25 protein-coding genes and 2 tRNA genes are annotated in these 25,400 nt (G+C 62.7%); 14 read left to right on the top strand and 13 right to left on the bottom strand.

Annotated elements, in window-relative coordinates:
* Positions 1 to 10 precede the first annotated feature (10 nt).
* Genes ACW5W4_RS11550 through ACW5W4_RS11540 form a run of 3 tightly spaced genes read right to left on the bottom strand, consistent with a single transcriptional unit; the run spans position 11 to position 3,133 of the window.
* Positions 11 to 1,879, bottom strand: coding sequence for an amidohydrolase (locus ACW5W4_RS11550; RefSeq protein WP_456689445.1), 1,869 nt, complete (start codon positions 1,877 to 1,879; stop codon positions 11 to 13).
* Between the two features lie 11 nt (positions 1,880 to 1,890).
* Positions 1,891 to 2,439, bottom strand: coding sequence for an antibiotic biosynthesis monooxygenase (locus tag ACW5W4_RS11545; protein ID WP_456689444.1), 549 nt, complete (start codon positions 2,437 to 2,439; stop codon positions 1,891 to 1,893).
* Between the two features lie 49 nt (positions 2,440 to 2,488).
* Positions 2,489 to 3,133 (bottom strand): hydrolase, encoded by a 645-nt coding sequence (locus tag ACW5W4_RS11540; protein ID WP_456689443.1) that lies wholly within the window; start codon positions 3,131 to 3,133, stop codon positions 2,489 to 2,491.
* 137 nt (positions 3,134 to 3,270) lie between these two features.
* On the opposite strand from ACW5W4_RS11540, the gene ACW5W4_RS11535 reads away from it, so the two are divergent.
* Positions 3,271 to 4,167: a LysR family transcriptional regulator gene (locus ACW5W4_RS11535; RefSeq protein WP_456689442.1), complete on the top strand. Its 897-nt coding sequence runs from the start codon at positions 3,271 to 3,273 to the stop codon at positions 4,165 to 4,167.
* Between the two features lie 214 nt (positions 4,168 to 4,381).
* On the opposite strand, the gene leuE is transcribed toward ACW5W4_RS11535, so the two are convergent.
* The 3 genes from leuE to ftnA all read right to left on the bottom strand — a co-directional run bounded on the left by leuE (position 4,382) and on the right by ftnA (position 7,043).
* Positions 4,382 to 5,020, bottom strand: coding sequence for a leucine efflux protein LeuE (gene leuE / locus ACW5W4_RS11530; RefSeq protein WP_427262577.1), 639 nt, complete (start codon positions 5,018 to 5,020; stop codon positions 4,382 to 4,384).
* Positions 5,021 to 5,180: 160 nt separating this feature from the next.
* Complete coding sequence (locus ACW5W4_RS11525) at positions 5,181 to 6,365, bottom strand: NAD(P)/FAD-dependent oxidoreductase (RefSeq protein ID WP_456689460.1); 1,185 nt, start codon at positions 6,363 to 6,365, stop codon at positions 5,181 to 5,183.
* Between the two features lie 153 nt (positions 6,366 to 6,518).
* Positions 6,519 to 7,043: a non-heme ferritin gene (gene ftnA, locus ACW5W4_RS11520; protein ID WP_427262576.1), complete on the bottom strand. Its 525-nt coding sequence runs from the start codon at positions 7,041 to 7,043 to the stop codon at positions 6,519 to 6,521.
* Positions 7,044 to 7,235: 192 nt separating this feature from the next.
* Between ftnA and ACW5W4_RS11515 the strand changes: the two genes are divergently transcribed.
* A complete protein-coding gene (locus ACW5W4_RS11515; protein ID WP_456689441.1) occupies positions 7,236 to 9,032 on the top strand; it encodes a diguanylate cyclase domain-containing protein in 1,797 nt (598 codons plus the stop codon).
* A gap of 74 nt (positions 9,033 to 9,106) precedes the next feature.
* On the opposite strand, the gene fabV is transcribed toward ACW5W4_RS11515, so the two are convergent.
* Positions 9,107 to 10,294 (bottom strand): enoyl-ACP reductase FabV, encoded by a 1,188-nt coding sequence (gene fabV / locus ACW5W4_RS11510; protein ID WP_427262574.1) that lies wholly within the window; start codon positions 10,292 to 10,294, stop codon positions 9,107 to 9,109.
* A 385-nt stretch (positions 10,295 to 10,679) separates the two neighbouring features.
* Between fabV and ACW5W4_RS11505 the strand changes: the two genes are divergently transcribed.
* Together ACW5W4_RS11505 and trpS are read left to right on the top strand one after the other, a co-directional pair.
* Complete coding sequence (locus ACW5W4_RS11505) at positions 10,680 to 11,114, top strand: universal stress protein (protein WP_408791381.1); 435 nt, start codon at positions 10,680 to 10,682, stop codon at positions 11,112 to 11,114.
* Positions 11,115 to 11,306: 192 nt separating this feature from the next.
* Positions 11,307 to 12,311: a tryptophan--tRNA ligase gene (gene trpS, locus ACW5W4_RS11500; RefSeq protein WP_456689440.1), complete on the top strand. Its 1,005-nt coding sequence runs from the start codon at positions 11,307 to 11,309 to the stop codon at positions 12,309 to 12,311.
* A 6-nt stretch (positions 12,312 to 12,317) separates the two neighbouring features.
* Here trpS and ACW5W4_RS11495 read toward each other — a convergent pair whose 3' ends face one another.
* Complete coding sequence (locus tag ACW5W4_RS11495) at positions 12,318 to 13,256, bottom strand: LysR family transcriptional regulator (protein WP_408795894.1); 939 nt, start codon at positions 13,254 to 13,256, stop codon at positions 12,318 to 12,320.
* 100 nt (positions 13,257 to 13,356) lie between these two features.
* On the opposite strand from ACW5W4_RS11495, the gene ACW5W4_RS11490 reads away from it, so the two are divergent.
* Both ACW5W4_RS11490 and ACW5W4_RS11485 read left to right on the top strand, forming a co-directional pair.
* Positions 13,357 to 14,253 carry a DMT family transporter gene (locus ACW5W4_RS11490; RefSeq protein ID WP_456689439.1) on the top strand — a complete coding sequence of 299 codons (897 nt, stop codon included), beginning with the start codon at positions 13,357 to 13,359 and terminating at the stop codon, positions 14,251 to 14,253.
* Entirely contained in the window at positions 14,238 to 14,399 is a 162-nt protein-coding gene (locus ACW5W4_RS11485) for a hypothetical protein (protein WP_456689438.1), read from the top strand. The genes ACW5W4_RS11490 and ACW5W4_RS11485 overlap by 16 nt, the downstream gene beginning before the upstream one ends.
* Before the next feature lie 107 nt (positions 14,400 to 14,506).
* Here ACW5W4_RS11485 and ACW5W4_RS11480 read toward each other — a convergent pair whose 3' ends face one another.
* Complete coding sequence (locus tag ACW5W4_RS11480; protein ID WP_456689459.1) at positions 14,507 to 14,968, bottom strand: DUF6314 family protein; 462 nt, start codon at positions 14,966 to 14,968, stop codon at positions 14,507 to 14,509.
* A gap of 42 nt (positions 14,969 to 15,010) precedes the next feature.
* On the opposite strand from ACW5W4_RS11480, the gene ACW5W4_RS11475 reads away from it, so the two are divergent.
* On the top strand, positions 15,011 to 15,865 hold the full coding sequence (locus ACW5W4_RS11475) for a carboxylate/amino acid/amine transporter (protein WP_427262566.1): 855 nt from the start codon (positions 15,011 to 15,013) through the stop codon (positions 15,863 to 15,865).
* Here ACW5W4_RS11475 and ACW5W4_RS11470 read toward each other — a convergent pair whose 3' ends face one another.
* A complete protein-coding gene (locus ACW5W4_RS11470; protein WP_427262565.1) occupies positions 15,866 to 16,717 on the bottom strand; it encodes a sensor domain-containing diguanylate cyclase in 852 nt (283 codons plus the stop codon).
* Between the two features lie 113 nt (positions 16,718 to 16,830).
* Positions 16,831 to 17,538, bottom strand: coding sequence for a 3-deoxy-D-manno-octulosonic acid kinase (locus ACW5W4_RS11465; protein ID WP_427262564.1), 708 nt, complete (start codon positions 17,536 to 17,538; stop codon positions 16,831 to 16,833).
* Positions 17,539 to 17,622: 84 nt separating this feature from the next.
* On the opposite strand from ACW5W4_RS11465, the gene ACW5W4_RS11460 reads away from it, so the two are divergent.
* The 7 genes from ACW5W4_RS11460 to ACW5W4_RS11430 all read left to right on the top strand — a co-directional run bounded on the left by ACW5W4_RS11460 (position 17,623) and on the right by ACW5W4_RS11430 (position 25,068).
* A complete protein-coding gene (locus ACW5W4_RS11460) occupies positions 17,623 to 18,702 on the top strand; it encodes a glycosyltransferase family 9 protein (RefSeq protein WP_427262563.1) in 1,080 nt (359 codons plus the stop codon).
* Between the two features lie 272 nt (positions 18,703 to 18,974).
* Positions 18,975 to 19,601, top strand: a complete 627-nt coding sequence (gmk, locus tag ACW5W4_RS11455; protein ID WP_456689437.1) for a guanylate kinase — start codon at positions 18,975 to 18,977, stop codon at positions 19,599 to 19,601.
* Between the two features lie 49 nt (positions 19,602 to 19,650).
* Complete coding sequence (gene rpoZ, locus ACW5W4_RS11450; protein ID WP_005307060.1) at positions 19,651 to 19,926, top strand: DNA-directed RNA polymerase subunit omega; 276 nt, start codon at positions 19,651 to 19,653, stop codon at positions 19,924 to 19,926.
* 128 nt (positions 19,927 to 20,054) lie between these two features.
* Complete coding sequence (gene spoT / locus ACW5W4_RS11445) at positions 20,055 to 22,172, top strand: bifunctional GTP diphosphokinase/guanosine-3',5'-bis pyrophosphate 3'-pyrophosphohydrolase (RefSeq protein ID WP_427262562.1); 2,118 nt, start codon at positions 20,055 to 20,057, stop codon at positions 22,170 to 22,172.
* A gap of 183 nt (positions 22,173 to 22,355) precedes the next feature.
* Complete coding sequence (gene trmH / locus ACW5W4_RS11440; RefSeq protein WP_456689436.1) at positions 22,356 to 23,102, top strand: tRNA (guanosine(18)-2'-O)-methyltransferase TrmH; 747 nt, start codon at positions 22,356 to 22,358, stop codon at positions 23,100 to 23,102.
* A complete protein-coding gene (locus ACW5W4_RS11435) occupies positions 23,092 to 24,132 on the top strand; it encodes an alpha/beta fold hydrolase (protein ID WP_456689435.1) in 1,041 nt (346 codons plus the stop codon). The genes trmH and ACW5W4_RS11435 overlap by 11 nt, the downstream gene beginning before the upstream one ends.
* 120 nt (positions 24,133 to 24,252) lie before the next feature.
* Complete coding sequence (locus ACW5W4_RS11430; RefSeq protein ID WP_456689434.1) at positions 24,253 to 25,068, top strand: Cof-type HAD-IIB family hydrolase; 816 nt, start codon at positions 24,253 to 24,255, stop codon at positions 25,066 to 25,068.
* A 100-nt stretch (positions 25,069 to 25,168) separates the two neighbouring features.
* Here ACW5W4_RS11430 and ACW5W4_RS11425 read toward each other — a convergent pair.
* Together ACW5W4_RS11425 and ACW5W4_RS11420 are read right to left on the bottom strand one after the other, a co-directional pair.
* Positions 25,169 to 25,245 (bottom strand) — tRNA-Pro (locus tag ACW5W4_RS11425).
* Positions 25,246 to 25,307: 62 nt separating this feature from the next.
* Positions 25,308 to 25,393, bottom strand: a tRNA-Leu gene (locus tag ACW5W4_RS11420).
* Between the last annotated feature and the right edge of the window lie 7 nt (positions 25,394 to 25,400).

Here is a 25,400-nt window from a genome sequence, read left to right as displayed (position 1 = left end):
CGGGTGAGGGTTAGAAGGCGAAGCAGGAGCAGCCGAGAGCACCCCAGAAGGCGCGGTCATCGGAGACCGGCATGAAGGCGTTGCGGGCCTTCTCATGCTGGTGTTGGTGCACGCCACAGGGGCCGCAGCACTGGTGGGCCTGGGGTTGAGTGCCGACCAGAGCCTGTTGCGCTGAGGCCGGGCGGTAGTGGCCGGGCACCAACTTGGTCGGCGACCAGTCGGGCAGGATCGGCAGCTCGGGCGGGGCCAGCGGGCCGAAGGTGCCCTGGGCGAACACAATCTTGCCGCCGACCAGGGTCAGCACGGACTCGATCCCCTTGATGGACTCTTCCGGTACCTGGAAGAAGTCTTCGGAGAGCACCGCCAGATCGGCGAGCTGACCGACCTTGATCATCCCCTTCTTGCCCTGCTCGCTGGAGAACCAGGCACTGCCGTTGGTCCACAGGGAGAGGGCGGTCTCGCGCGGCAGGCGGTTGCGCTCGTCATACATTTGCAGACCACCGACGGTACGGCCGGAGACCAGCCAGTAGAGCGCGGTCCAGGGGTTGTAGCTGGCAACACGGGTGGCGTCGGTACCGAGGCCGACCGGCACGCCGGCTTCCAGCATGCGGGCGACGGGGGGCGTGTGCGAGAGCGCCTCCTGGCCGTAGCGCTCGGCGAAGTACTCGCCCTGGAAGGCCATGCGGTGCTGGATGGCGAGGCCGCCACCGAGCGCCTTGACCCGCTCGATGTTGCGTTCGCTGATGGTCTCGGCGTGGTCGAACATCCAGTGCAGCCCGTTGAAGGGGATGTCGCGGTTGACCTTCTCAAACACGTCGAGCATGCGCGAGATGGACTCGTCATAGGTGGCATGCAGGCGGAACGGCCAGCGATGCTCGACCAGATGGCGCACCACCCGCTCCAGCTCGTCTTCCATGCCGGGGGGGAGATCCGGGCGCGGCTCGAGGAAGTCCTCGAAGTCGGCGGCGGAGAAGACCAGCATCTCGCCGGCCCCGTTGTGGCGGTAGAAGTCACTGCCGCTGCCCGGCTCCAGCATGTCGGTCCAACGCTGGAAGTCTTCCAGCTCCTGCTTGGGACGCTGGGTGAAGAGGTTGTAGGCGATGCGGATGCTGAGTTGATCCTCTTTTTCCAGCTCCTCGATGATCTGGTAATCCTCGGGGTAGTTCTGGAAGCCGCCGCCGGCGTCGATGGCGCTGGTGACGCCAAGCCGGTTGAGTTCACGCATGAAGCGGCGGGTCGAGTTGACCTGTGCCTCGTAGGGGAGCTTGGGGCCCTTGGCCAGGGTGGCGTAGAGGATCATGGCGTTGGGACGGGCAATCAGCATGCCGGTCGGGTTGCCCCTTTCATCACGCTGGATCTCCCCACCCGGCGGATTCGGGGTGTCGCGGGTGTAACCCACGGCGCGCAGCGCGGCGCGGTTGAGCAGAGCACGATCATAGAGGTGCAGCACGAACACCGGGGTGTCAGGTGCGGCTTGGTTGAGCTCGTCGAGCGTCGGCATGCGACGTTCGGCAAACTGGAACTCAGACCAGCCACCGACCACACGAACCCATTGGGGGTGCGGAGTGTGTTCGGCCTGAACTTTGAGCATGCGCAGCGCCTCGGCCACAGAAGGCACCCCTTCCCAGCGCAGTTCGAGGTTGTAGTTCAGCCCGCCACGGATCAGGTGCAGGTGGGAGTCATTGAGGCCGGGGATGACGGTGTGTCCCTTGAGATCGACAACACGGGTCTCGGGGCCGGCGTGGGTCATCACCTCGGCATCACTGCCAACGGCGACAAACTTGTCATCGCGGATGGCGACGGCGGTGGCCAGGGGGTTGGCGGGATCCACTGTATGCAGATCACCATTCATCAGGATCAGGCTTGCGTGATTAGACATGATTGATTCTCTCAGTGTCGGTCGGCAGGCGCCAACCAGCCGGCGAGGGCGCGGGTGATCAGTGGCATCCAGAGGTAGACCACCAGGGCAACCACGGTGGCATCCGCCAGAAAATGGCCGAGCAAGGTGCCATCCAAAGAGGGCAGCAGTTGATGCCATAGCCAGGGCACCAGGTTGGTGCTGGGAAAGATGACCGCCAGGGTGACGATAAACTGTTTCCAGGCCGGTGGCTGTGATGTTCCCACGATGGCAGGGGTAAACCAGAATTGACTGCCTGGACGCACCTCGAGTTGATCATCGTCGGCGAGCAGGGGGCGGATCTCGTCCACCAGCGCCTGGCGCCGGGGAGATTGGCTCCAACCATAGAGGTGGTCGAGATCGATGAAGTGGAGGGAGATGGTATAGATTTCCTCCCCGTCTGCTGGCCGTATCACATTGACCCCCTGATGCCCTTCAAATTCGGCGGCAGTAGGAACGATGCGGTTGAGCCAGGCCTCATAACGGGGTCGGTCGGCCTGGGCAATGCGGTGACGGATCACCAGGGTGGCGGCGTTTTCCATGGACTCTCCTCACGCTCTGGCGGCACCCATGGGTGCCGCCAGACAGCGCTTACTTGACGTCGCGCTGGGGTGCCTTGTGCACCATGGTATAGGCATAGTCGACGCCCATGCCGTAGGCGCCGCTGTGCTCGCGCACCAGATCCATGACGGCGTCATAGGTCTCCTTGCGGGACCAGTCACGTTGGTACTCGAGCAGCACCTGCTGCCAGGTCACCGGCACGGCACCGGCCTGCACCATGCGATCGATGGCGCGCTCGTGGGCATCCACGCTGGTGCCGCCGGAGGTGTCGGTCACCACATAGACTTCGTAGCCCGCCTCCAGCGCCATCAGGGCCGGGAAGGTGAGGCAGACCTCGGTCCACAGGGCGGAGATGATCAATTTCTTGCGACCGGTAGCCTTGACGGCGGCGACGAAGGCCTCATCTTCCCAAGAGTTCATGGAACTGCGCTCGATGGGCTTGCTCTCGGGGTGAACGGCCAGCAGTTCCGGCCAGATGTAGCCACTGAAGCTCTCTGTCTCGACCGAGGTGTAGATGGTCGGCACCTTGAAGATCTTGCCTGCCTTGGCCAGGGCGACCGTGTTGTTTTTCAGCTGCTGGCGGTCGATGTTGGTGACGCCAAAGGCCATCTGTGGCTGGTGATCGATGAAAATAAGGGTCGAATTGTTGGCATCAATGAGTTCACGGATAGACATACGCTTACCTTTCCTTGCAGTTTATGAACGAGATAGACAGTATGGGATAAGATTTTTTATTGATATTGGAAATATTTTCACATCTTCATCAATAAAATATGACAAGTCACTCTGAACACCGGCTGGGGTTAACGTGAATGAAGTTGAGTCTGGATGCATTGATGGTGCTGGAAGCCATTGAAGAATATGGCAGTTTGACTGCGGCAGCAGAAAAACTGTTCAAAACGCCCTCGGCATTGAGTTACACGGTACAGAAGCTGGAAAACGATCTTTCTCTGGTCCTGCTTGACCGTTCTGGTCACAAGATGACCTTCACGGAGAATGGTCGCATTGTCCTTGAGAAAGGAAGGGAAGTATTAGATGCCGCCCGAAAAATAGAGCAACAGATTGCCTATCTGAAGAATTTTGACGCATCACTGACCATAGGAATTGACATTGCTTTTCCGTTTCATCTCCTGCCGCCACTGCTGGCAAGATTCTATGAAGAATTTCCCCATGTGAATTTGACATTTGCCCATGAGATATTGGACGGCGTCTGGACAGGCCTGATAGAGAGCCGGTTTGATATCGTGCTGGGGGCCCTCAGCAAACCCCCCACTGTGACTCACCTTGCCTATCAGCCACTTGGCCATCTGGAGCATATTTTTGTTCATGCCCCGACCCACCCCCTGGCACGGGTCTCCCCTCCCCTTTCACCACAGACAATTAAAGGGCATAGGGCCATTACGGTCGGTAATGCCAGACAGGATGTAAAATCAGACCTGCTCATACATCAGGGGCAGGCGATAATAAAAGTCGATAGCTTTGCCGCAAAATTAGATTTATTGCTCGCCGGCATTGGTTGTGGTTATCTCCCCGCCCATTTGGCGGCACCATTCGTCGCCGAGGGAAAATTAATCAGCCACGCCATTGATGGCCGCGGAATTTGTGAAACGGCCTATATAGGCTGGAATTGCGATAAAAAAGAAAAATTCGTGCTCTGGTGGCTAAATGAAATAACACAACTGGAGGCACTCAAGTGTGTCTACATTTAATCATCATTCACCATAAACACCCTTGCCGCTCATGATGTGGAATATTATTCCAATATCGAAATATTCCCCCTTGCGGGTATGCTTTTAATGCATCATTACATTCTGGGGATATTGGCAGGAAATTGTCCGTCAACCACTTTAACGGTGATGGCAACGAGGGGACGGACAATGGGTCCCGGCCTGCCACTGCCATGGCCGGGATCCCCAGAGCGGCTCAGGAGGACAGGGTCGCCAACCGGGCGGCAAAGCCCATGAAGAACAGCCCGATCAGCCCGTTACCCAGCTTGGCCAGGCGCACCTTGCGCGCAAAGAAGCGCGCCATCAGGGTGCCGCCGAAGATCAGCAGGGTGAGATAGACGAAGCTCATGGCTTCCAGCATGCCGGCCAGCACCAGGTAGGAGATCCAGGTGTGGGCATAGCTGAAGTCGATGAACTGCACGAAGAAGGAGACGTAGAAGAGGATCGCCTTGGGGTTGGTCAGGCTCAAGGTGAGGGCCTTGGAGAAATAGCGCTCCCCCAGCTCTACCGTCGATTCCTGCCCTTCGCCCCTGGCGATGAAGTTGGCGTGGAGTATCTTCACCCCCAGGTAGAGCAGGTAGATGGCGCCGAGGTAGCGCACCAGGGTAAACAGCAAGGGGGTGGTGCGGATGAGAGAGGCGATCCCCAGATAGGCGCAGAAGATGAGGATGGCATCGCCGACAAAGACCCCGAGGGCGGCCCGATAACCCGGCCCTATGCCCCGCACGGCGGCGGTGCGCAGCACATAAATGGAGTTGGGTCCCGGCGCTATGATGATGAAGAAGAGCCCTACCAGATAGGTCCAGACGTTGATGACTCCCAGGCTCTCAAACATGGCGCGCCCCCCTGGCATTGGAAAACAGCCCGATCAGGCAGGTCCAGACATTGATGACTCCCAGGCTTTCGAACATGTTCCCTCCATGGCGGATGATGAGCCGGATAACGTAGCGGCAAGACTCTATACTAAGCCGCCGCGCGCCGAGCACAAGATCCGATCAGCAGTATTGCCCCGCCACCCAGCCGGACGACCAGGCCCACTGGAAGTTGTAGCCGCCGAGCCAGCCGGTCACGTCCACCACCTCGCCGACGAAGTAAAGACCAGGCACCTTGCGCGCCGCCATGGTCTTGGAGGAGAGCTCGTTGGTATCCACCCCCCCCAGGGTCACCTCGGCGGTGCGATAGCCTTCGGTGCCGTTCGGCAGTATCTGCCAGTCCCCCAGCAGGATGGCCACCGCCTCCAGTTCCCGCTCGTTGTACTGGCGCATCGGTTTGCTGTTGAGCTGCCCCAGCTCCACCAGCTTGTCGACGAAGCGCTTGGGCAGCTCGCGCCCCAGCACCGTCTTCAGTTCCTGAGCCGGGTGGGCCAGCGCCCAGACCTTGAGGGCCGCCGGGATATCCAGCTCCGGCAGCAGGTTGATGTGGATCTTCTCCCCCGCCAGCCAGAAGGAGGAGATCTGCAGTATGGCGGGGCCCGAGAGGCCGCGGTGGGTGAACAGCATGGCCTCCTTGAAGCGGGTACCATCCTCGGCGGTCACCGCCACCGGCAGGCTGACCCCGGCGAGATCGGCGAAGGCCTCTTTCTGTTCCTGATGCAGGGTGAAGGGCACCAGCCCGGCACGAGTGGGCAGCACATTGAGGCCGAACTGCTCCGCCAGCCTGAAGCCGTAGGGAGTGGCACCGAGCTTGGGCATGGAGAGGCCGCCGGTGGCCACCACCAGGGAGTGGCAGCTTATCGCCCCCTTGCTGGTGTCGAGGGCAAAGCCGTCATCCGTCTTGCTGACGGAGAGGATCTCGGTCTGGCACTGCAGGGTCACCCCGGCCCAGTCGCACTCGGTGAGCAGCACCTCGACGATATCCTTGGCGCTCTCGTCACAGAACAGCTGACCCAGGGTCTTCTCGTGATAATTGACCCCATGCCTGTCCACCAGATCGATGAAGTCCTGCTGGGTGTAGCGCGCCAGGGCCGACTTGCAGAAGTGGGGATTGCCCGAGAGGAAGGCGTGGGGGCCGGCCTGATGGTTGGTGAAGTTGCAGCGACCGCCGCCACTGATGAGGATCTTGCGACCCGGTTTCTTGGCGTTGTCCAGCAGCAGCACGGATCGCCCCCGATAACCGGCCTGGGCCGCACACATCAAGCCAGCCGCCCCGGCCCCGATCACAACCACATCCACCTGCTTCATCATCACGCACCCATCAAAAGAAAAACGGCCCCTGCTGCGAGGGGCCGTCATGGCCGCAACCTAAACCACATCAGGGTTTCATGGCGGCAGCAACAGAAAACGGCCCACAAGGGGGCCGTATTGTACTGGTTGAACACTAAGTGTCCATGACTATCAGGCGCTGCCATCCATGACGCTGGCGGGGGCCGCCTTGGCCAGCTCGGCCAGCTCCTTGTCGATGAAGTAGAGGCCCTTGCCGTCCTCACCCACCAGGTTGAGGCGGTCCACTATGCTCTTGAACAGCTTCTCTTCCTCATGCTGCTCGGCCACGTACCACTGCAGGAAGTTGAAGGTGGAATAGTCCTGGGTGGTGAAGGCGACGTGGGCCAGGCCGTTGATGCACTGGGTGATGTGGTGCTCGTGCTCCAACGTGGTGCGAAAGACGTCCCCCAGGGTGGTGAACTCGTGGGGAGGGGCGCTGATGGCACCCAGGATCGGCATGGCGCCGGTCTCGCTCACATAGGTGAACAGGCGTTCCATGTGCTGGCGCTCCTCCACCGCATGCTTGCGCAGGAAGGTGGCGGCCCCCTCGAAGCCCTTGTCCTCGCACCAGGCGCTCATCTGCAGATAGAGGTTGGAGGAATAGAACTCCAGATTTATCTGTTCGTTCAGCTTCTCGATCATGGCTTGGGCCAACATGTTGATTCTCCACTGTGATTTGACGTCGATTGTCGCGACGAAGCCTTCCCGGATCAACCTCTTGCCACAGGATTTGCTGCTGTTTCAATCCACAGCCCAACAGCCCCCCCATATGGGTATGGCGAGACGATGACGCATGCCGTACTCATGCGTAACCCTTATGATGGCGCCCATGATCCGGGACCCCCTCTGATGCACCGCTATCTTCTGCTGCTCCTGTGCTGGTTGGCCCAGGCCCAAGCCAGTGCTCCCCTGTTGCAGGATGCCGAGTGGCGCGCGATGCGCGATCCGGCCAGCTATCTCATGCAGCTCAATGCCGTCTCCGGCCAGGACATGGAACTGTTCCATGCCCGCTCCCTGGCCAAGGCCGCCCTGGGGGATTACCGCAGCGCCCAGCTCGACAACGCCAGAGCCAGAACCCTGGCCGCCGCCCATCAGGAGTCGACCCGGCTGCGGGATTTTCAGCTGCAGCAGGTGGCCCTCGCCCTGGACACCTCGGCCCCGGATCAGGCCCTCACCCTGCTCGCCCGACTCAAGCCCGCCCTGCAAGGCAATCAGGCTCAGCTCGCCCAGTGGCATACCCTGAACGGCCTGGCGCACTATCGCACCGACCAGTTGCAACCGGCGGTCGCCGAGCTCAGAAGCGCCTTTCTGCTCCAGCGCCAGCTCAACCAACAGAGCAAACTGGCCCAGCTGCAATGCGTGCAGCTGCTCATCACCCTCGGCGATCTCTACGCCGACATAGGGCTGCACCAGCAGGCCGAGGAGCACTATCTGGACGCCCTGCAGCGCAGCCTTCGGCTGGATGAGCCCAGCAGCCAGGAGCTCATCAAGACGGGCATGGCGCGACTCTATATCGACATGGCCCGCCCGGCCCAGGCGCGGCAGCTGCTCGACGGCCAGCTGGCCAGCCCGGCCCTCTCCCCGGGACGGCGCGCCACCCTGCTGGGCTATCTCGCCCAGGCCCTCAATGCCGAGGGCAATGGCTCGGCGGCGCAGCGCAGTCTGGATCAGGCCGAGGCCCTCTATCGGCAGCTCGGCTACCCGCCCCCCCGACACCTGATCACCACCCGGGCCCAGGCGCTGACAGGCCAGGGCGAGCAGGATCAGGCCCTGGCACTGCTGGGCCACGCCCAGGCACTGGATCTCGCCGGTCAGCGACTGCGGGCCGATCTGCTGGCCAGGCAGGGAAACTACCCCGCCGCCTATCGGGCGCTGCAGGCACACCAGGTCGACTATCGCCGCCGCTTCAATCGCACCCTGAGTGAACACACGGCCGCCTTCCAGGCGCAGATGGATCTGGCCCGCAGCGAGGGCGACAACCATAGACTGGTGCTGGAAAACGAACGGCGCCGCCAGCAGCTTGCCCACCAGCAGAATGCCCGCAACTATCAGCTGATCCTGGTGATGCTGCTGCTCAGCGCCCTGCTGCTGCTCGGCATCACCACCTACCGGCTGCACCGCAGCTCACGGCGCCTCTATCGGCTGGCCACCTTCGACCAGCTCACCGGGCTCGCCAACCGCCACGCCCTGCTGGAGCGGATCCAGCGCATCTGGTCGCGGCCCGGGCCCCTCTCCCTCATCATCATCGACATCGATCACTTCAAGCAGATCAACGACCAGCATGGCCACAGCGCCGGGGATGCCGCCATCGCCCGCCTGGGGTCGCTGCTCGGGGAATGGGCGCCGGACAGGGAGTTGATCGGTCGCTGGGGCGGCGAGGAATTTCTGGTGGCCATCCCCCTGCCAGCCAGGGACTGCTGGCACCTGGCGGAAGCGCTGCGCAAGCGGGTGGCCACGGAGCAGCAAGCGGGCCAGGCGGCCATGACCATCAGCCTGGGGATCGCCAGCCGGGAGAGTGAGGCCGAGGCGCTGATCCCCCTCATTCACAGGGCCGACATGGCCATGTATCAGGCCAAGCGCCAGGGGCGCAACCAGACGGTGCTGGCCGCCGCCCCCCGCATCCTGGCCATCCGCAGCCTGGCTTAAGGCTCCAGCTCGCCTAGGGCGGCGATGAGGGTGCTGGCCGCCACTCCGTCTATCACGGCCATCCGCAGCTCGGCCTAGGGCTCCAGCTCGCCGAGAGCGGCTATGTTGACCGGTGCCTCATAATCCACCCCGGGCAGTTCGAAGCCGTTGAGCTGCATGAAGTCCCGCCGCAGCCCGGCGAAGTCCCCCATGCTGGTGAAGTTCTCGGGCGTGACCTTGGGCCAGAGCGCCGAGACGGCGGCCTGAATGGCCGGATCCAGTTCGTGGTCATCCATGCGGATCAGCCGGTTGCCATCGGCGATCACCCCCCCGGCCCCATACATCTTGTCGGCAAACAGGCGGCGCATCTGTTCGATGCAGCCCTCGTGCACCCCGTGCTCCTTCATCACCCCCATCAGCAGACCCAGATAGACGGGCAGCACGGGAATATAGGCGCTCGCCTTGGTCACCAGCGCCTTGCAGACGCTGACCCAGGCGTGCCCATTTAGCTGTGCAAGCTGCAGGTTGATCGCCTCGGCGGTGCCGTGCAGGTGCTCCTTGGCGTAGCCTATGGTGCCGTCTCGATAGAGGGGATAGGTGGAGGCGGGGCCGATGTAGGAGTAGGCCACCGTCTGCACCCCGGGGGCCAGGCAGTCAGCGGCCAGCAGGGCCTGCATCCATTGCTGCCAGTCCTCGCCCCCCATCACGGTGACGGTATCGCGGATCTCCTCCGGGCTGGCCAGCGGCAGGGTCTGCTCCACCAGGGCATTGTGCTCCAGGCTGAGCCCCCAGCCGGTGAAAGGCTGCCCCGTGGCCTTGAGCACGGAGCGCACCCGGCGCCCGTCCGCCAGCACCCGCTGACCACTGGCCAATGAGTAGATGACCAGGTCCACCTCTCCCCACAGCTGGCGTATGGTGGCGATGGCCTGCTGGCGCATGGCATCGGAGAAGGCGTCCCCGATCAGGTTGATGGCCTGGTAGCCCTCCCGCTCGGCGGCCTGCTTGAACCAGATGTTGTTGTACCAACCCGCGCTGCCGATGCCCTGATCGGACGGACCCCGCTCAAACGACACGCCCAGGGTGTCCGCCCCGGCGCCGAAGGTGAGGGCGATGCGCGACGCCAGCCCAAAACCGGAGGAGGCCCCCAGGATCAACACCCGCCTGGGCCCGCTGAAAGGGCCGGCGGCACGGATCTCGGCTATCTGTTGCTCCACGGCGGCGCGACAGCCGATGGGGTGGCAATTGCGGGCGACACAGCCCTGGATCTGGGGGTGGATGATCATGGTACTTCTCCTGCGGATACAGGCTTGATCATAGCCAGCCGGGGCGAAGATGGCCTTGATGTGGCGAGGGGTTGGGCAGAGAAAACGGGGCAGAAAAACAAAAGGGAGCCATCGGCTCCCAAAGCGGTATTCAGATGCTTCTTGTTATGGTGCTCGTTGCGAGACACGGCCACATCCTATGCCGAGCACGGATGGCGGGCAAGGCGAGCACAGTGACCCCCGTCATGTTTCTGCTCGTTTTATCGCCACATCCTGTCCACAAGGGGTGCCGGCTCACACCGCTGGCACGCCAGGATGCCATCGCCGCGCCAGGCTGTGACGAGACTGACATTTTAGTTGCAACAGAGATTGGTATAGTGAAGGGAACACCTGTGAGGAGAATCCCATGAGCGGAACCCATTACCAACATGTGCTGGTCGCGATCGACCTGTCGGAAGACAACCGCAAGGTGATAGAGAAGGCGGTGGACAGGGCCATCTCCAACGGCGCCAAGCTGTCGGTGATCCATGTGGACGTCGACCTCAAGGATCTCTACACCGAGATGATCGATATCGACATCGACAACGTGCAGGATCAGGTCATCGCCGAGGCGAAAGAGAAGCTGGAGACGTTCCTGGCGCCGGTGGAGTACCCCATCGAGAAGAAGCTGGTGATCTGCGGCGATCTCAGCGAGCGGGTCAACCAGGCGGTGCGCGATTACGATATCGACCTGCTGGTGTGCGGCCATCGCCAGAGCTTCTGGAGCCTGCTTACCTCCAGCGCCCGTCAGCTGATGAATACCGTGCCCTGCGACCTGCTGGTGGTGCCCTTGCAGAAGTGAGCAAACAGGCGTAGCTTGATATGCCATGAACATGACCGCATTCAACCACAAGCACTGGTGGTGCCGCTCCTAAACAGGCGGCACCGCGTTTCTATTCTATTTTTCCCAAAGAAAACACCGTGACCGCCGAGAGGCGGTCATTGTTTCTATCCCTTTGTCGCCTCCCGGCTCACCCCGACTGGAGAGAGTGACATGCAAGACCCCATCATACTGACCGGCGACCGCCCCACCGGCAAACTGCACATAGGCCACTACGTCGGCTCCCTGCGCCAGCGCGTGGCCGCCCAGCACCATTACCGTCAGTTCGTGATGATCGCCGATCTGCAGGCGCTGACCGACAACGGCCAGGATCCGGCCAAGGTGAGCGGCAACGTGCTGGAGGTGATGGCCGACTATCTGGCCGCAGGCCTGGACCCGGCCAAGACCACCTTCTGCCTGCAAAGCGCCCTGCCCGCCCTCCCTGAGCTCACCACCTATTACCTCAATCTGGTCAGCGTCGCCCGGCTGGAGCGCAACCCCACGGTCAAGGCGGAGATCCAGCAAAAGGGGTTCGAGCGCAGCCTGCCGGCCGGTTTTCTGGTCTATCCCGTCAGCCAGGCCGCCGACATCACCGCCTTTCGCGCCACCCATGTGCCGGTGGGCGAGGATCAGCTGCCCATGCTGGAGCAGACCAACGAGATAGTACGCCGCTTCAATGCCCTGGTGGGCAAAGAGGTGCTGACCGAGTGTCAGCCAATCCTGAGCGACACCGGCCGCCTGCCCGGCATCGACGGCAAGGCCAAGATGTCCAAGTCCCTCGGCAATACCATAGAGCTCGGCATGTCGGAAGAGGCGATCCGGCAGGCGGTGTTCGCCATGTACACCGACCCCCATCATCTCAGGGTGAGCGATCCGGGTCAGGTGGAGGGCAATACGGTATTCGCCTATCTGGACACCTTCCACCCGGACAAGGCCCTGGTGGCCGAGATGAAGGCCCACTACCGGCGCGGCGGCCTCGGCGACATGCGCTGCAAGCAGCTGCTCAACGACTGCCTGCAGAGCCTGATCGCGCCGATGCGGGCCCGCAGGCAGCAGGCCATGGCCGATCGCGGCGAACTGCTCCGGCTGCTGCGCCAGGGCACAGAGCAGGCCCGCGTCATCACGGCCGCCGTGCTGGCGGAGGTGAAGGGCGCCATGGGGCTCAACTACTTCCCCTGATCCGGCTCAGGCCGGGCCGAGCGGCGTCAGGCCGTAGCGCGCCAGGGCCAGGGCATGGAGCTCGCCCTTGAGCCAGCGGATCGCCTCGTCGTGGGCGCTCAGGGGATGGCCCGCCATCAGGTAGACGATGGGAATGGCAGGCTCGAGCTGGTGCAGCCGCAGCGGATAGTGTTGGCTGAAGTGGCGCCCTATCATCTCGGGTACCACCACCAGGTAGCGGCCGGTCGCCATCAGCTGGGGCACCGCCATGAAGCTCGGCAGCCGCACCCCCAGCTCCCGCTCCACCCCGAAGCGGGCCAGCCAGAGATCCACCATGGCCTGGCTGTGGCCCCAGCTGGAGGTGTGAATATGGGGGCGGCCGATCAACTCGGCCGGCCCCAGGGTATCGGGCAACGCGCTGCCGAGGGGCGACAGGCAGACCAGGGGGTTGCTGAACCAGTCTTCGCGCCACAGCCGGGGGGAGAGATGATCCGCCCCGGCGAAGCCGACCACCAGATCCAGCTCCCCCTTCTCCAGTTCTCGCTCGTAGTCGCTGGCCGCCAGCTCGCACACCTCCAGGCGGCAATGGGGCGCCAGCTCATGGAGCCGCTCCACCATGGCCGGCACTAGGCCGTGCTCCACCGAGCCGGGCAGGGCCATGCGAAACACCCGGCGGGCGCTGGCGGGATCGAATCCCTTGGCCTGGCGCAGCCCCTGCTCCAGCATGGCCAGGGCCTGGCGCACCGGACCCGCCAGGGCCTTGGCCCGCTCGGTCGGCATCATCTCCCGCCGGCTCATGACGAACAGGGGATCATCCAGTGCCTGACGCAAGCGCCCCAGGGCATGACTGACGGTGGACTGGGAGAGGTGCAGCCGTTCGGCGGCGCGGGTGACGTTGCGTTCCTGCATCAGCACATCGAACAGGGTGAGCAGGTTGAGGTCGAGGCGGGCGAGGGAGAGTTCCATCGATATTCACCATGGGTTAATGCCAACAATTCATTTTCGACATAGTAGCAGACTCCCTAGAATGCGCTCATTGATTGCATCACCGACAACGAGACAAGACATGCGTAGTTATCTGTTGCTGCTGGCCATCGGCCTGCTGTGGGGTTCCCAGTTCATCTTCATGCATCAGGCCGTGGCCGAGCTGCCCCCCATACTGGTGGCCGCCGGACGAGCCCTGTGCGGCAGCCTGACCCTGGGTCTGCTCTGCCTGTTCATGCGCCTCAAGAGCGAACATACCCCCTGGCGCACCTACATGCTGATCGCCCTGCTCGATGCCACCATCCCCTTCATCATGGTGGCCTGGGGTCAACAGTACGTGGATAGCGCCATCGCCGCCGTGGTAATGGGCTGTATCCCCTTCGTCACCATACTGATGGCGCCGCTGTTCATCTCGGGGGAGAAGATCACCAAGAGCGGCCTGCTCTCCGTGGTCATCGGCTTCGTCGGCGTGTTGGTGCTGTTCTGGCCCGAGCTGGCCGGCGGCATGAATGCCGGCCTGCTGGGCGCCATGGCGATCCTGTTCGGTGCCAGCTGCTTCGCCATCGGCCTGCTGATGATCAAGCGCTTCGCCAAGGATCACCCCGTGGTGGTGGCGCGCAACATCCTCATCTCCTCGGCCATCCAGCTGCTGATCGCCGCCCCCTTCCTGATCGACTTCGACCGGCTCACCCTGCCGGGCCAGCGCGCCATCGGCGCCGTGGTCATGCTGGGCATCTTCTGTACCGGCCTGGTCTATTTCCTCTACATGGCGCTGATCCAGAAGGCGGGTCCCACCTTCGCCTCCTTCAGCAACTATCTGGTGCCCCTGTTCGGGGTGGTGCTGGGCGCCCTCTTCCTCGGCGAGCAGATCCACTCCACCACCGGGGTGGCGCTGGCCCTGATCCTGGGCTCGGTCGCCATGAACCAGTGGGCCCAGCAGAGACGCAGCCGTCGGGAGAACCTGTGTCAGGCATCCTGACCTCCCTGTGTGGCGGCCTGGTGCTGATCGCCAGCTGGCAGTACCGCCACAGGGTGGCGGGCCTGATCGGCCTGCTGATGGTGCTGCTGCCCTGGCTGTTCGACGGCAGGCTGCAGGCCATGCTGGGGTATGCCTTCCATGCCTGACGGGCACCTGGTCTGGCAGGAGAGTCCTCTCCTGCCGGTGGGGCCCATCGACGAACCCGCTCTGCCGCAACCGGTGCCCTGCACCGGTTTTTTGTGGCCGGGATCCGTTACCGGGCCCGATAGCGATAACCCAGACGTTCGTTCTTGCGCGGCCCCCGGATCTGCCAGGCGAGCAGAAAACCGTCCTCCCTCAGGGTCAGCTCGGCGCTGTAGTGATCCTGGCCACAGAGGTGGGGCTCGGCGGTCAGCCAGCGATCCTCCCCTTGCGGCAACAGCTCGAACAGTTCGACCGGCTGCCCATAACGCAGATGGGCGAGGCGGATCCCCCTATCGCTGTGCCGCCACCAGAAGCGGTTGTGCATGGCCAGCACCTTGCCATGGGGCGTGGTGTAGCGGCCCTGCTCGTCGAACAGCCAGCCCCCCTGATGATCGGTCACCCGCACCTCTCCCTCCCCACAGCCGCACCAGTCGGTCGCGGAGCCCGCCCCGTTGCTCGCCTCGAAGGCGAAAGATCCGATCTGTGGCAACCGCTCCCATAAACGCTGGATCGCGCCTTCCAACTCGGCCATCATAGCCACCTCCAAATTGACAACTGACGATAAATCAAACACATGAACTACTTGATAGGGGTTACCCTGCTCTGGTCCTTCTCCTTCAGCCTGATCGGGGTCTATCTGGCCGGTCAGGTGGATGCCTACTTCTCCGTGCTGACCCGCATCGTCCTCGCCAGCCTGGTGTTTCTGCCCTTCCTGCGCCGACGCTGGCTGCGCCCGGACCTGGCCCTCAAACTGATGGCCCTCGGCGCCATCCAGCTCGGCATCATGTATCTGTTCTACTACCACTCCTTCCTGCTGTTGACGGTGCCGGAGGTGCTGGTGTTCACCATCTTCACCCCCCTCTACGTCACCCTGCTCCACGATCTGCTGGAGCGGCGCTTCAAGCCCATCTATCTGTGGGCGGCGCTGCTGGCGGTGCTGGGGGCGGCCGTCATCCGCTTCGACGGCCTGACCGAAAGCTATGTCCTGGGATTCCTGGTGGTACAGGGGGCCAACCTCAGCTTCGCCCTGGGGCAGGTGGGCTACAAGGTGCTGCTGGCACGGGAGAAAGAACAGCCGCCCCAACATGCCGTGTTCGGCTGCTTCTATCTGGGGGCCCTGCTGATCGCCCTGCCCGCCTGGTGGCTGCTCGGCAAGCCGCAATACCCCAGCACCGGCTTGCAGTGGGGCATACTGCTGTGGTTGGGGGTCGGCGCGTCCGGCCTGGGTTACTTCCTGTGGAACAAGGGGGCGACCCTGGTCAGCAGCGGCGTGCTGGCCATCATGAACAACGCCCTGATCCCGGCGGGCCTGCTGGTGAACCTGATGCTGTGGGGGCGGGAGACGGATCTGCTGCGCCTCACCGTCGGCGGCCTGCTGATGCTGGCCTCCCTCTGGGTATGCAAGCCAGGGCGACTGGCCCGGGCCTGATCAGCCGACGACCTGGTTGTGCTCCTGGCGGGCCTGACCATGGCAGGAGGCGAGCCGGGCGAGCAGGTGATCGATCTGCTCCCCCGGTTGGTGCTGCACCAGGCCGATGCTGATGGTGACCGGACGCTCCGGCAGCAGGCTGGCATCGGCAATCTCGAGGCGCAGCCGCTCGGCTATCTCCAGCGCATCGAGCCGCTCTATGCCGGGCAGCATCAGGATGAAGGTGTCATCGTCCCAGCGGGCGAAGGGATCGTCCTTGCGCAGCTCGTGGCGCACGATGCGCGCCAGCTTGGCCAGCATGGCGTCGCAGTCCGCCTCGCCAAACAGCTGCAATATCTTGGCCCTGTGATCCACGGTCAGCTGCAGCAGGCTGAAGGCACCGCCCTGGCTTAGCCGCTCACCGAGCCGCTGCTCGAAGTGGCTGCGGCTCTCGAGCCCGGTCAGGGGATCCGTGCCCTGCGGCTCCGCCGCCTGGGCGTGGCGACAGCGGCGCACCATGCCGAGCAGATCGCCGTTCGCCATGCGCCTGGCCCGCTCGTCGAGCCGGATGTAGTGGCCGTCATGGTGCAGGATGCGGTAGTCCAGCCGCAGCGAGTCATGCCCATGCAGGCAGGCGGCGAACGCCTCGGCTACCCGCCCCATGTCATCCGGGTGAACCCGGGCCAGCCAGCTCATCTCATCCAGGGTCTCCGGGGTGAGGCCGAGCAGCGCCAGGCAGGAGGGATCCCGCTCTATCGCCTGATGCAGTGGCCAGCGCCAGACGCCGGCATCCATGATGGCCATGACATCCGCCATCAAGGAACAATCCAATTGGGTCACTGTATCCGCCAGCGGAGCCTTCAGTACATCCATCAAACGCCTCGAAACTGTAAAAATTATCATGAACCCCAATAAGTAGCATCGAGGCAAGGGATCGGCAATCCGGGTCCGGGCAAAAAACCGGGACGTCATGGCCAGGGCCGGGATCAGGCCACGCGGTAGCCTTCCATCAGGGTCTGCCAATTCTCGGGCACGAAGTGGAAACTGGTGTGCAGCTGCGCCTCCTTGTTGAAGGAGCGCAGCAGGCGCTCCAGATTGGCTTGCTGCCAGCTGCCCGGGGCGCGGATCTCCCCCTTGTCGAAATCGATCACCCAGACCTTCTGATCCTTGTCGAGCAACAGGTTGTGGCTGTTGAGATCCGCATGGTAGACGCCGGCATCGTGCAACTGGCGGATCGCCTGGCCGACCCGCAGCCAGATGTCGGCCGCGATGGGGCCTCGCTTGAGCAAGGCCACCAGGTCCTTGGCGCCGCGAATGCGCTCGATCAGGATGTCGGCCCGATAGAAGGGGCCCTGCTTGACCATGCGGGCCGCAAACGGCCGCGGTACCGGCAAGCCCTGTTCGCTCAGCTGGGCCAGCAGGCTGTACTCGGCCATGGCCCGGCTCGACTCCACCCCTTCGAACCAGAAGCGATCCCGCACCACCTTGCCCACCATGCCGCCACGGTAGTAGTGGCGCAACACCAGATGGCACGACTCCCCCTTCACGAACCAGGTCACACCGCGACCGATGGCGGACCCCACCACCTTGCCCTGATCCTGCCACCAGCCGGGATCGAACAGCCTGGGCGAGGGGTTGTGGAAGTGATCATCGGCAAACCAGCACACCTGGTTCTTGTCGGTTTGAATTTGCATCTGGCGGGTTCCGGGCAGTGATTGGCCGCAATTTTACAATCCACGAGGGAGTTTGCATAATGCCATTCATCGATTTCCCATCCATTGCGCCACATCATGCTGCCGTTCCAAACGCCACCCTCTTCCATCTGCATCCTGCGGCTCTCCGCCATCGGGGATTGTTGCCATGCGCTGGCCCTGGTGCGCGTCATTCAGCGGGCATGGCCAGAGACTCGCATCACCTGGGTCACCGGCAAGCTGGAGGCCGGGCTGTTTGCCGATCTGCCCGGCGTCGAGGTGATCCCCTTCGACAAGGGCCAGGGCTGGCGCGGTTATCGCGATCTGTGGCGTCGGCTGGCGGGCCGCAGGTTCGATGCCCTGCTCCATCTGCAGGCGGCCCTGCGGGCCAGCATCGCCACCCTCGGCATCCGGGCCGGGGTCAAGCTCGGCTTCGACCGGGAGCGGGCCAACGATGGCCAATGGCTTTTCACCAATCACCAGGTGCCCTCTCCCGCCTCTCCCCATGTGCTGGACGGCTTCCTCGCCTTCGCCAGGGAGCTCGGCATCCAGGATCTGACCCCGGACTGGCAACTGCCCATCAGCCCGGAGCACCAGGCCTGGGCCAGAGAGCAGATTGACGGCAAGCCCACCCTGCTCATCTGCGCCGCCGCCAGCAAGCCCTTCAAGAACTGGACCGCGGCCGGTTATGCCGCCCTGGCGGACCATGCCGCGGCCAGGGGGATGCAGGTCTACCTGTGCGGCGGACCGGCCAAGCTGGAGCGGGATCTGGCCGCCGAGATCCGGCGCTTAAGCCAGAGCAAGCCGGCCGACCTGGTGGGACAGACCAGCCTCAAGCAGCTGCTGGCCCTGATCAAGGAGGCGAGCCTGGTGCTGGCGCCAGACACGGGGCCCACCCACATGGCAACCATGGTCGGAACCCCCGTCATCGGCCTCTATGCCCACCACAACCCGGCCCGCACCGGTCCCTACCTGGCGCGGGACCGAGTCGTCAGCGTCTATCAGGAACTCATTGAAGCCGAGACCGGCAAGCCCCTCGATCAGTTGAGCTGGCGTACCCGGCTCAAGGATCCGGACGCCATGGCCAGGCTGCCGATAGCACGGGTGATCGCCCGATTCGACGAATATTGGCAGCAAAGCGCAGGATCCATCGAAAATCCCGAGTGATCAGCGAGAGATAACCTGATGGTCAGCCGGCGGCTTGCTCGCCAGAATGGCGGCCGTGTGGAGGCGACTCCCACAGCAAGCTACGAATCCTTTGATCGGCTGGAATATGATTCCGGCCGTTTTTTTATCTGCCGCCGTCTGCTACCATCTGCCGCCTTCATATGCCCCAGTGGCTTAATTTTCCGCGTTTTGTGCTTGGCTGTCGCCCTGTCGGGCACAAGACGGCGGCCTCTGCTACAACCAGAACACTATCATCGCTTAAAGGTACGGACATGGCGCAACAAGGCACCCTCTACATCATCTCCTCCCCGAGCGGAGCGGGTAAGTCCAGTCTGATCAGTGCCCTGCTCCGCCAGCCGGAAGCCGCCGGCCGGATGCAACTCTCCGTCTCCCACACCACCCGCGCCATGCGCCCGGGGGAAGAGAACGGGGTGCACTACCATTTCGTGCCGGTAGATGAGTTCAAGGCGCTGATCGAACGCGGCGATTTTCTGGAGTGGGCAGAGGTATTTGGCAACTACTACGGCACCTCCCGCGCCGCCATCGAGGCCTGCCTGGCCCAGGGCATCGATGTCTTTCTCGACATCGACTGGCAAGGCGCCCGCCAGATCCGCGAGCAGATGGAGACCCGCTCCATCTTCATACTGCCGCCGAGCCGCCCCGAACTGGAGCGCCGCCTGATCGGCCGCGGCCAGGACAGCGAAGAGGTGATCCGGGGTCGCATGGCGAAAGCCGTTGCCGAAATGGTGCACTACGACGAGTATGACTATGTCATCATCAACGAAGAGTTCGAGCTGGCCCTGTGCCAACTCAAGGCCATCATAGAGAGCCAGAGGTTGACGACGGGCCGCCAGCAGCAGGCACAACAAAACTTGCTACAACAGCTACTGGCGGAATAAGCTAAAACCAAGTAAACTTTTGCGTCATTTTTAAACACTGGAGTCCTGCATGGCACGCGTTACTGTAGAAGATGCTGTAAAACAGGTAGGTAACCGTTTTGACCTGGTGCTGGTCGCCGCGCGCCGCGCCCGTCAGATCGCGGTTCAAGGTAAAGATCCCCTGGTTGACGAAGAGAACGACAAGCCGACTGTTATCGCCCTGCGTGAGATCGAGCTGGGTCTGGTGAACAATCAAGTAATGGACACCCAGGACCGTTACGAGCAGCAGGAGCAGGAAGCCGCCGAGCTGGCTGCCGTTGCCGCTATCGCCGAAGGGCGCGGTTAAGTCCTCCAAGCCGGCACCCGCCCGGGTGCCGACTGTTCTCCCCCATTTACAACCGCTCGAAAACCTCGCAAACTCAGGGCTATACCCTCAATACCACGGATTGCTGAATTACCGCAGCGGGGCATGTCTTGTATCTATTTGAAAATCTTAAAGAAGTAGCTAGTTCTTATCTGCCAGCAGAGCAGGTTGAGAAACTCAAGCAAGCCTATGTGGTAGCCCGCGATGCTCACCAGGGTCAGATGCGATCCAGTGGTGAACCCTATATTACCCACCCGGTCGCGGTAGCCCGCATCCTGGGGGACATGCGTCTGGACCACGAGACCCTGATGGCCGCCGTGCTGCACGATGTCATCGAGGACACCCCGGTCACCAAGGCCGAGCTGGCAGAGCTGTTTGGCGATGCGGTGGCCGAGCTGGTCTCCGGCGTCTCCAAACTCGACAAGCTGAAGTTTCGCGACCGCAAGGAAGCCCAGGTCGAGAACTTCCGCAAGATGATGATGGCCATGACCCAGGACATCCGGGTCATCCTGATCAAGCTGGCCGACCGCACCCACAACATGCGCACCCTGGGCTCGTTGCGCCCGGACAAGCGCCGCCGCATCGCCCGCGAGACCCTGGAGATCTTCGCCCCCATCGCCAACCGCCTCGGCATCCATACCATGAAGAACGAGCTGGAAGAGCTCGGCTTCGAGGCGCTCTACCCCATGCGCTCCCGGGTGCTGAAGGAGTCGGTACGCCGTGCCCGTGGCAATCGCCGCGAGATCATCGAATCGATCCAGAGCGAAATCCAGGGGAGGCTGCAGGAGTCCGGCATCGAGGCCCAGGTGAGCGGTCGCGAGAAGAACATGTTCTCCATCTACAACAAGATGGAGAAAAAAGAGCTGCAGTTTCATGAGGTAATGGATATCTATGCCTTTCGCGTCAAGGTGAAGGACATAGACACCTGTTACCGGGTGCTGGGGCAGATGCACAGCCTCTACAAGCCCCGTCCCGGCCGCTTCAAGGATTACATCGCCATCCCCAAGACCAACGGCTACCAATCCCTGCACACCTCCCTGGTGGGGCCGCACGGGGTGCCGGTCGAGGTGCAGATCCGCACCGAGTACATGGATCAGATGGCCGACAAGGGGGTTGCCGCCCACTGGGCCTACAAGCAGGATGGCGACAGCTCGGGCACCACGGCCCAGATCCGTGCCCAGCGCTGGATGCAGAGCCTGCTGGAGCTGCAGCAGAGCGCCGGCAGCTCGTTCGAGTTCATCGAAGGGGTCAAGACAGACCTGTTCCCGGACGAGATCTACGTGTTCACCCCGGAGGGGCGCATCATGGAACTGCCCACCGGTGCCACCCCGGTGGATTTCGCCTACACGGTCCACACGGACATAGGCCATGCCTGCGTCGGTGCCAGGGTCGACCGCCACCCCTATCCCCTCAGCAGCCAGCTGCAATCCGGTCAGACGGTGGAGATCATCACGGCGCCGGGGGCCCGCCCCAATGCGGCCTGGCTCAACTTCGTGGTGACCACCAAGGCCCGCTCCAAGATCCGCCAATTCCTCAAGAACCTGCGCACCGAGGAGTCCGTGGTGCTCGGCCGTCGCCTGCTCAATCATGCCCTGGGCGCCAAGAACATAGAGGACATCCCGGAAGCCCGTATCAAGCAGGTGCTGACCGATACCAAGCACGAGAACCTGCATGGCCTGCTGGCCGATATCGGCCTGGGCAATGCCATGAGCGTCATGGTCGCCCGCCGCATGCAGGCCGATGAGCTGCCCCAGGACGATCAACCCAGGAGCAGCAGCAAGAAGATGCCGATCAAGGGTGCCGACGGCATGCTGGTCACCTTCGCCAACTGCTGCCGCCCGATCCCGGGGGATGCCATCATCGCCCACATCAGCCCGGGCAAGGGGCTGGTGATCCACCAGGAGTCGTGCCGCAACATCAAGGGCTACAGCCGCGAGCCGGACAAATACCTGCCGGTGCAGTGGGAAGTGGATCCGGATCAGGAGCAGGAGTTCAAGACCGGCATCCATATCGAGATCGTCAACCACCAGGGCGCCCTGGCGGAGCTGGCCAACGTGATCGCCGCCACCGGTGCCAACATTCACGGCATCAGTACCGAGGAGAAGGATGGCCGCGTCTATCTGGTCACCCTGCTGATCACCACCAAGGGGCGCATCCATCTGGCCAACATCATGCGCAAGATCCGGGTCATGCCCAATGTACTCAGGGTGAGCCGACAGAAGAACTGATCCCACAGGCGGCGCAAGCCGCCTGTTGCTTTTCAAGAGACCATCATGGCCCCACGCCATAGCAACCCCATATGACACTTGAACGCTTTAAATGGATCTCCGATATGCTGGCCCGGCGCCAGCTCGATCTCACCGTCTGCATGCAAGAGATGCGTGCACCAGCCCCACGCCATAGAAACCCATATGACACCTGAACGCTTTAAACGGATCTCCGACATGCTGGCCCAGCGCCAGCTCGATCTCACCGTCTGCATGGAAGAGGTGCATAAACCGCATAACCTGGCCGCCATCGTCCGCACCGCCGATGCCATCGGCATCCACCGGGTTCACGCCGTCTGGCCAAAGACCTGGATCCACAAACGCAAGGGCACGGCCCGCGGCAGCCAGAACTGGGTCGACGTCAAGCTGCACCCGGACATCGGCAGTGCCGTGGCCGAACTGAAAGCCTCCGGCATGCAGATCCTGGCGACACATCTATCTGAAAATTCAGTAGATTTTCGCTCCATCGACTACACCAGGCCGACCGCCATCCTGGTGGGCCAGGAGAAGCACGGCATCGGCGAAGAGGCGCTGGCCCTGGCCGATCACCATATCGTCATTCCCATGGTGGGCATGGTGCAGTCCCTCAACGTCTCTGTGGCCGCCGCCGCCATCCTGTATGAGGCTCAGCGCCAGCGCGAGCTGGCCGGCTGCTATCGGCGGGGCTGCCCACTCGACCTGGAAGAGCAGAACAGCATACTGTTCGAGGGGGGCTATCCCGTCTATGCCCAGCTCTGCAAGGAAAAAGAGATGCCCTACCCCCAACTGGGTCCGGCCGGCGAGATCCTGGCGGACGAGGCCTGGTGGCAACGGATGCAGCTGACCCGCAAGGGCTGGGCCGCACAACAGGACGATCCCCTGGATATGGAGTATCCAACCGATGAAATTTAACTATCTTCCCCTGTTGGCCCTGACCCTGTTCTCTGCCGGAGCCCTTGCCGTGACCAATCCCTATCAGCTCGCCACCGAAGCCGAGGTCCCCGTTCTCCATCAGCAAACCCTGCCCGACTTCTGGCGCCAGCATGCCGTTGAGGGAGAGTTCGAAGGCAAGGATGGGGTGACCATCCGCTACGCCGCCCTGCGCCAGGCCAAGGTGGACCGCGCCATCCTCATCGTCAACGGCCGGGTCGAGACCTATCTCAAGTATCAGGAGCTGGCATGGGATCTGTGGCGTCAGGGCTACAGCCTCTACCTGATAGACCATCGCGGCCAGGGGATGTCGGATCGGCTGCTGGCAGACAGGGAGAAGGGCTATGTGGCCGACTTCGAGGACTATGTGGTGGATCTGAAGCAGTTTCACGACCAGGTGATCCTGGCAGACCAGCCCGCCAAGCTGTTCCTGCTGGCTCACTCCATGGGGGGAGCCATCTCGGCACGCTATCTGGAACGCTGGCCAGATGACATCCGCGCCGCCGCACTCTCCTCCCCCATGATGGGCATTCACCTCGGCGGCCTGCCCCACTGGCTTGCCAAGGGGCTCACCGCCACCATGGCCAGGGTCGGTGGCTGGCTGGGCGAGCCCCCCTACGGTCCCGGCCAGGGCGCCTATCAGGATCAGGGGTTCGCGGGCAATGAACTGACCCACAGCGAGGCACGCTACGCCGCCTTCCGTCGGCAATACGAGCAAGCCCCCCAGGTCAAGCTGGGGGGCGCCACGGCGCACTGGATCCACCAGGGGATGACGGGGGCGGAGCGGGCCCTGGCGGAGGCGGGCAACATCAAGACGCCGCTGCTGGTACTGCAGGCGGGGGAGGACAGTGTGGTCGACAACCAGGCCCAGACCGACTTCTGCCAGCGCGCCCCCTGCGAGGGCGGCCAACCCCTGCGCATCGACGGCGCCTGGCATGAGCTCTTCATCGAGGCCGATTACAAGCGCCAACCCGCCCTCACCGCCATCTTGGACTTCTTCGGCCGCTTCTAGCCGCCGTTGGCCCATCGTCAGTGGTGCCCGGGCTGGTTATTTTTTGTAACCCTAAATAAATGGGGCGAGCCCAATGGCTGGAGTACACTGCCCCGGCATTTCTGTGAAACCGAGGTAACGATGTTCAAGGTAGTTGTATCCGATCTCGACGGTACCCTGCTCAACAAGCAGCACCAGATCTCCCCCCGCACCCGCGACACCCTGCACCGGCTGGTGGCCAAGGGCATCAAGTTCGTGGTGGCCACCGGACGCCATCACGTGGATGTTCGCACCATTCGCGATACCCTCGGGCTGGACATCTACCTCATCACCTCCAACGGTGCCATGGTCCATGACAAGCAGGACAAGCTGGTGTTCAACCAGTCCCTGCCGGCAGAGGTTGCCGCTGAACTTATCGCCCTGCCCCGCGACCCCGACATCCACCTCAACATCTATCAGGGGGATGAGTGGCTGGTCGAGGAGGAGCTGCCCTGGCTGCTCAGCTTCCATGACGAATCCGGCTTCAACTATCGGCTGGTCGATCTCCAGGCCCAATCGAAGGAAGGGATCAGCAAGGTGTTCTACATAGGCGAGCACGAGAAGCTGCTGCCCATCGAAGCCCGGCTCAACGCCCAATACGGTGACAGGCTCAATGTTACCTTCTCCCTGCCGGACTGTCTCGAGGTGATGCATGCCGGAGTGCACAAGGGCAATGCGGTGCAGGCGGTCTTGGCCCAGCATGGGCTGGAGATGTCTCAGGCGGTGGCCTTCGGCGATGGCATGAACGACTTCGAGATGCTGGACATGGTGGGCCGTGGCGTGGTGATGGACAATGCCCACGATCGCCTCAAGCAGGCCCTGCCCCGCCACGAGCGCACCCTGAGTTCGGATGAAGACGGGGTGGCCGTCTACCTGGAGCAACTGTTCTCGCTCTCCCCCTGCCCCCAGACCGAATAAGCGCAACAGAGGCGCCCCCGGCCGGATCGGGGGTTGCCTTGCGGCGCAGCTCAGGCGCCAGAATGCGAAAAACCCCGCCGAAGCGGGGTTTTTCTGAAAATGGTCGGTGATAAAGGATTCGAACCTTTGACCCTCTGGTCCCAAACCAGATGCGCTACCGGGCTGCGCTAATCACCGAGATATTTGGCATTCAAAAACAAAAAATGACCTTGCCGGTCATCTCTCGCATTCAGTCAGTATGGTGCGAAGAGAGGGACTCGAACCCTCACACCCGGGGGGCACTAACACCTGAAGCTAGCGCGTCTACCAATTCCGCCACCTTCGCGTACCTA

It is taken from the genome of Aeromonas crassostreae (assembly GCF_054052445.1).
This window is presented reverse-complemented; position numbering and strand designations above follow the sequence as displayed.

Excerpts from the sequence above, each read along its gene's own strand:
- ACW5W4_RS11525 (WP_456689460.1), bottom strand. The coding sequence starts at position 6,365 with ATGAAGCAGGTGGATGTGGTTGTGATCGGGGCCGGGGCGGCTGGCTTG.
- rpoZ (WP_005307060.1), top strand. The coding sequence starts at position 19,651 with ATGGCACGCGTTACTGTAGAAGATGCTGTAAAACAGGTAGGTAACCGT.
- ACW5W4_RS11540 (WP_456689443.1), bottom strand. The coding sequence starts at position 3,133 with ATGTCTATCCGTGAACTCATTGATGCCAACAATTCGACCCTTATTTTC.
- gmk (WP_456689437.1), top strand. The coding sequence starts at position 18,975 with ATGGCGCAACAAGGCACCCTCTACATCATCTCCTCCCCGAGCGGAGCG.
- ACW5W4_RS11515 (WP_456689441.1), top strand. The coding sequence starts at position 7,236 with ATGCACCGCTATCTTCTGCTGCTCCTGTGCTGGTTGGCCCAGGCCCAA.
- ACW5W4_RS11435 (WP_456689435.1), top strand. The coding sequence starts at position 23,092 with ATGAAATTTAACTATCTTCCCCTGTTGGCCCTGACCCTGTTCTCTGCC.
- ACW5W4_RS11475 (WP_427262566.1), top strand. The coding sequence starts at position 15,011 with ATGAACTACTTGATAGGGGTTACCCTGCTCTGGTCCTTCTCCTTCAGC.
- ACW5W4_RS11470 (WP_427262565.1), bottom strand. The coding sequence starts at position 16,717 with ATGGATGTACTGAAGGCTCCGCTGGCGGATACAGTGACCCAATTGGAT.
- ACW5W4_RS11495 (WP_408795894.1), bottom strand. The coding sequence starts at position 13,256 with ATGGAACTCTCCCTCGCCCGCCTCGACCTCAACCTGCTCACCCTGTTC.
- fabV (WP_427262574.1), bottom strand. The coding sequence starts at position 10,294 with ATGATCATCCACCCCCAGATCCAGGGCTGTGTCGCCCGCAATTGCCAC.
- ACW5W4_RS11550 (WP_456689445.1), bottom strand. The coding sequence starts at position 1,879 with ATGTCTAATCACGCAAGCCTGATCCTGATGAATGGTGATCTGCATACA.
- ACW5W4_RS11430 (WP_456689434.1), top strand. The coding sequence starts at position 24,253 with ATGTTCAAGGTAGTTGTATCCGATCTCGACGGTACCCTGCTCAACAAG.
- ftnA (WP_427262576.1), bottom strand. The coding sequence starts at position 7,043 with ATGTTGGCCCAAGCCATGATCGAGAAGCTGAACGAACAGATAAATCTG.
- ACW5W4_RS11535 (WP_456689442.1), top strand. The coding sequence starts at position 3,271 with ATGAAGTTGAGTCTGGATGCATTGATGGTGCTGGAAGCCATTGAAGAA.
- leuE (WP_427262577.1), bottom strand. The coding sequence starts at position 5,020 with ATGTTTGAGAGCCTGGGAGTCATCAACGTCTGGACCTATCTGGTAGGG.
- trmH (WP_456689436.1), top strand. The coding sequence starts at position 22,356 with ATGACACCTGAACGCTTTAAACGGATCTCCGACATGCTGGCCCAGCGC.
- ACW5W4_RS11480 (WP_456689459.1), bottom strand. The coding sequence starts at position 14,968 with ATGGCCGAGTTGGAAGGCGCGATCCAGCGTTTATGGGAGCGGTTGCCA.
- ACW5W4_RS11545 (WP_456689444.1), bottom strand. The coding sequence starts at position 2,439 with ATGGAAAACGCCGCCACCCTGGTGATCCGTCACCGCATTGCCCAGGCC.
- ACW5W4_RS11465 (WP_427262564.1), bottom strand. The coding sequence starts at position 17,538 with ATGCAAATTCAAACCGACAAGAACCAGGTGTGCTGGTTTGCCGATGAT.
- ACW5W4_RS11505 (WP_408791381.1), top strand. The coding sequence starts at position 10,680 with ATGAGCGGAACCCATTACCAACATGTGCTGGTCGCGATCGACCTGTCG.
- trpS (WP_456689440.1), top strand. The coding sequence starts at position 11,307 with ATGCAAGACCCCATCATACTGACCGGCGACCGCCCCACCGGCAAACTG.
- ACW5W4_RS11490 (WP_456689439.1), top strand. The coding sequence starts at position 13,357 with ATGCGTAGTTATCTGTTGCTGCTGGCCATCGGCCTGCTGTGGGGTTCC.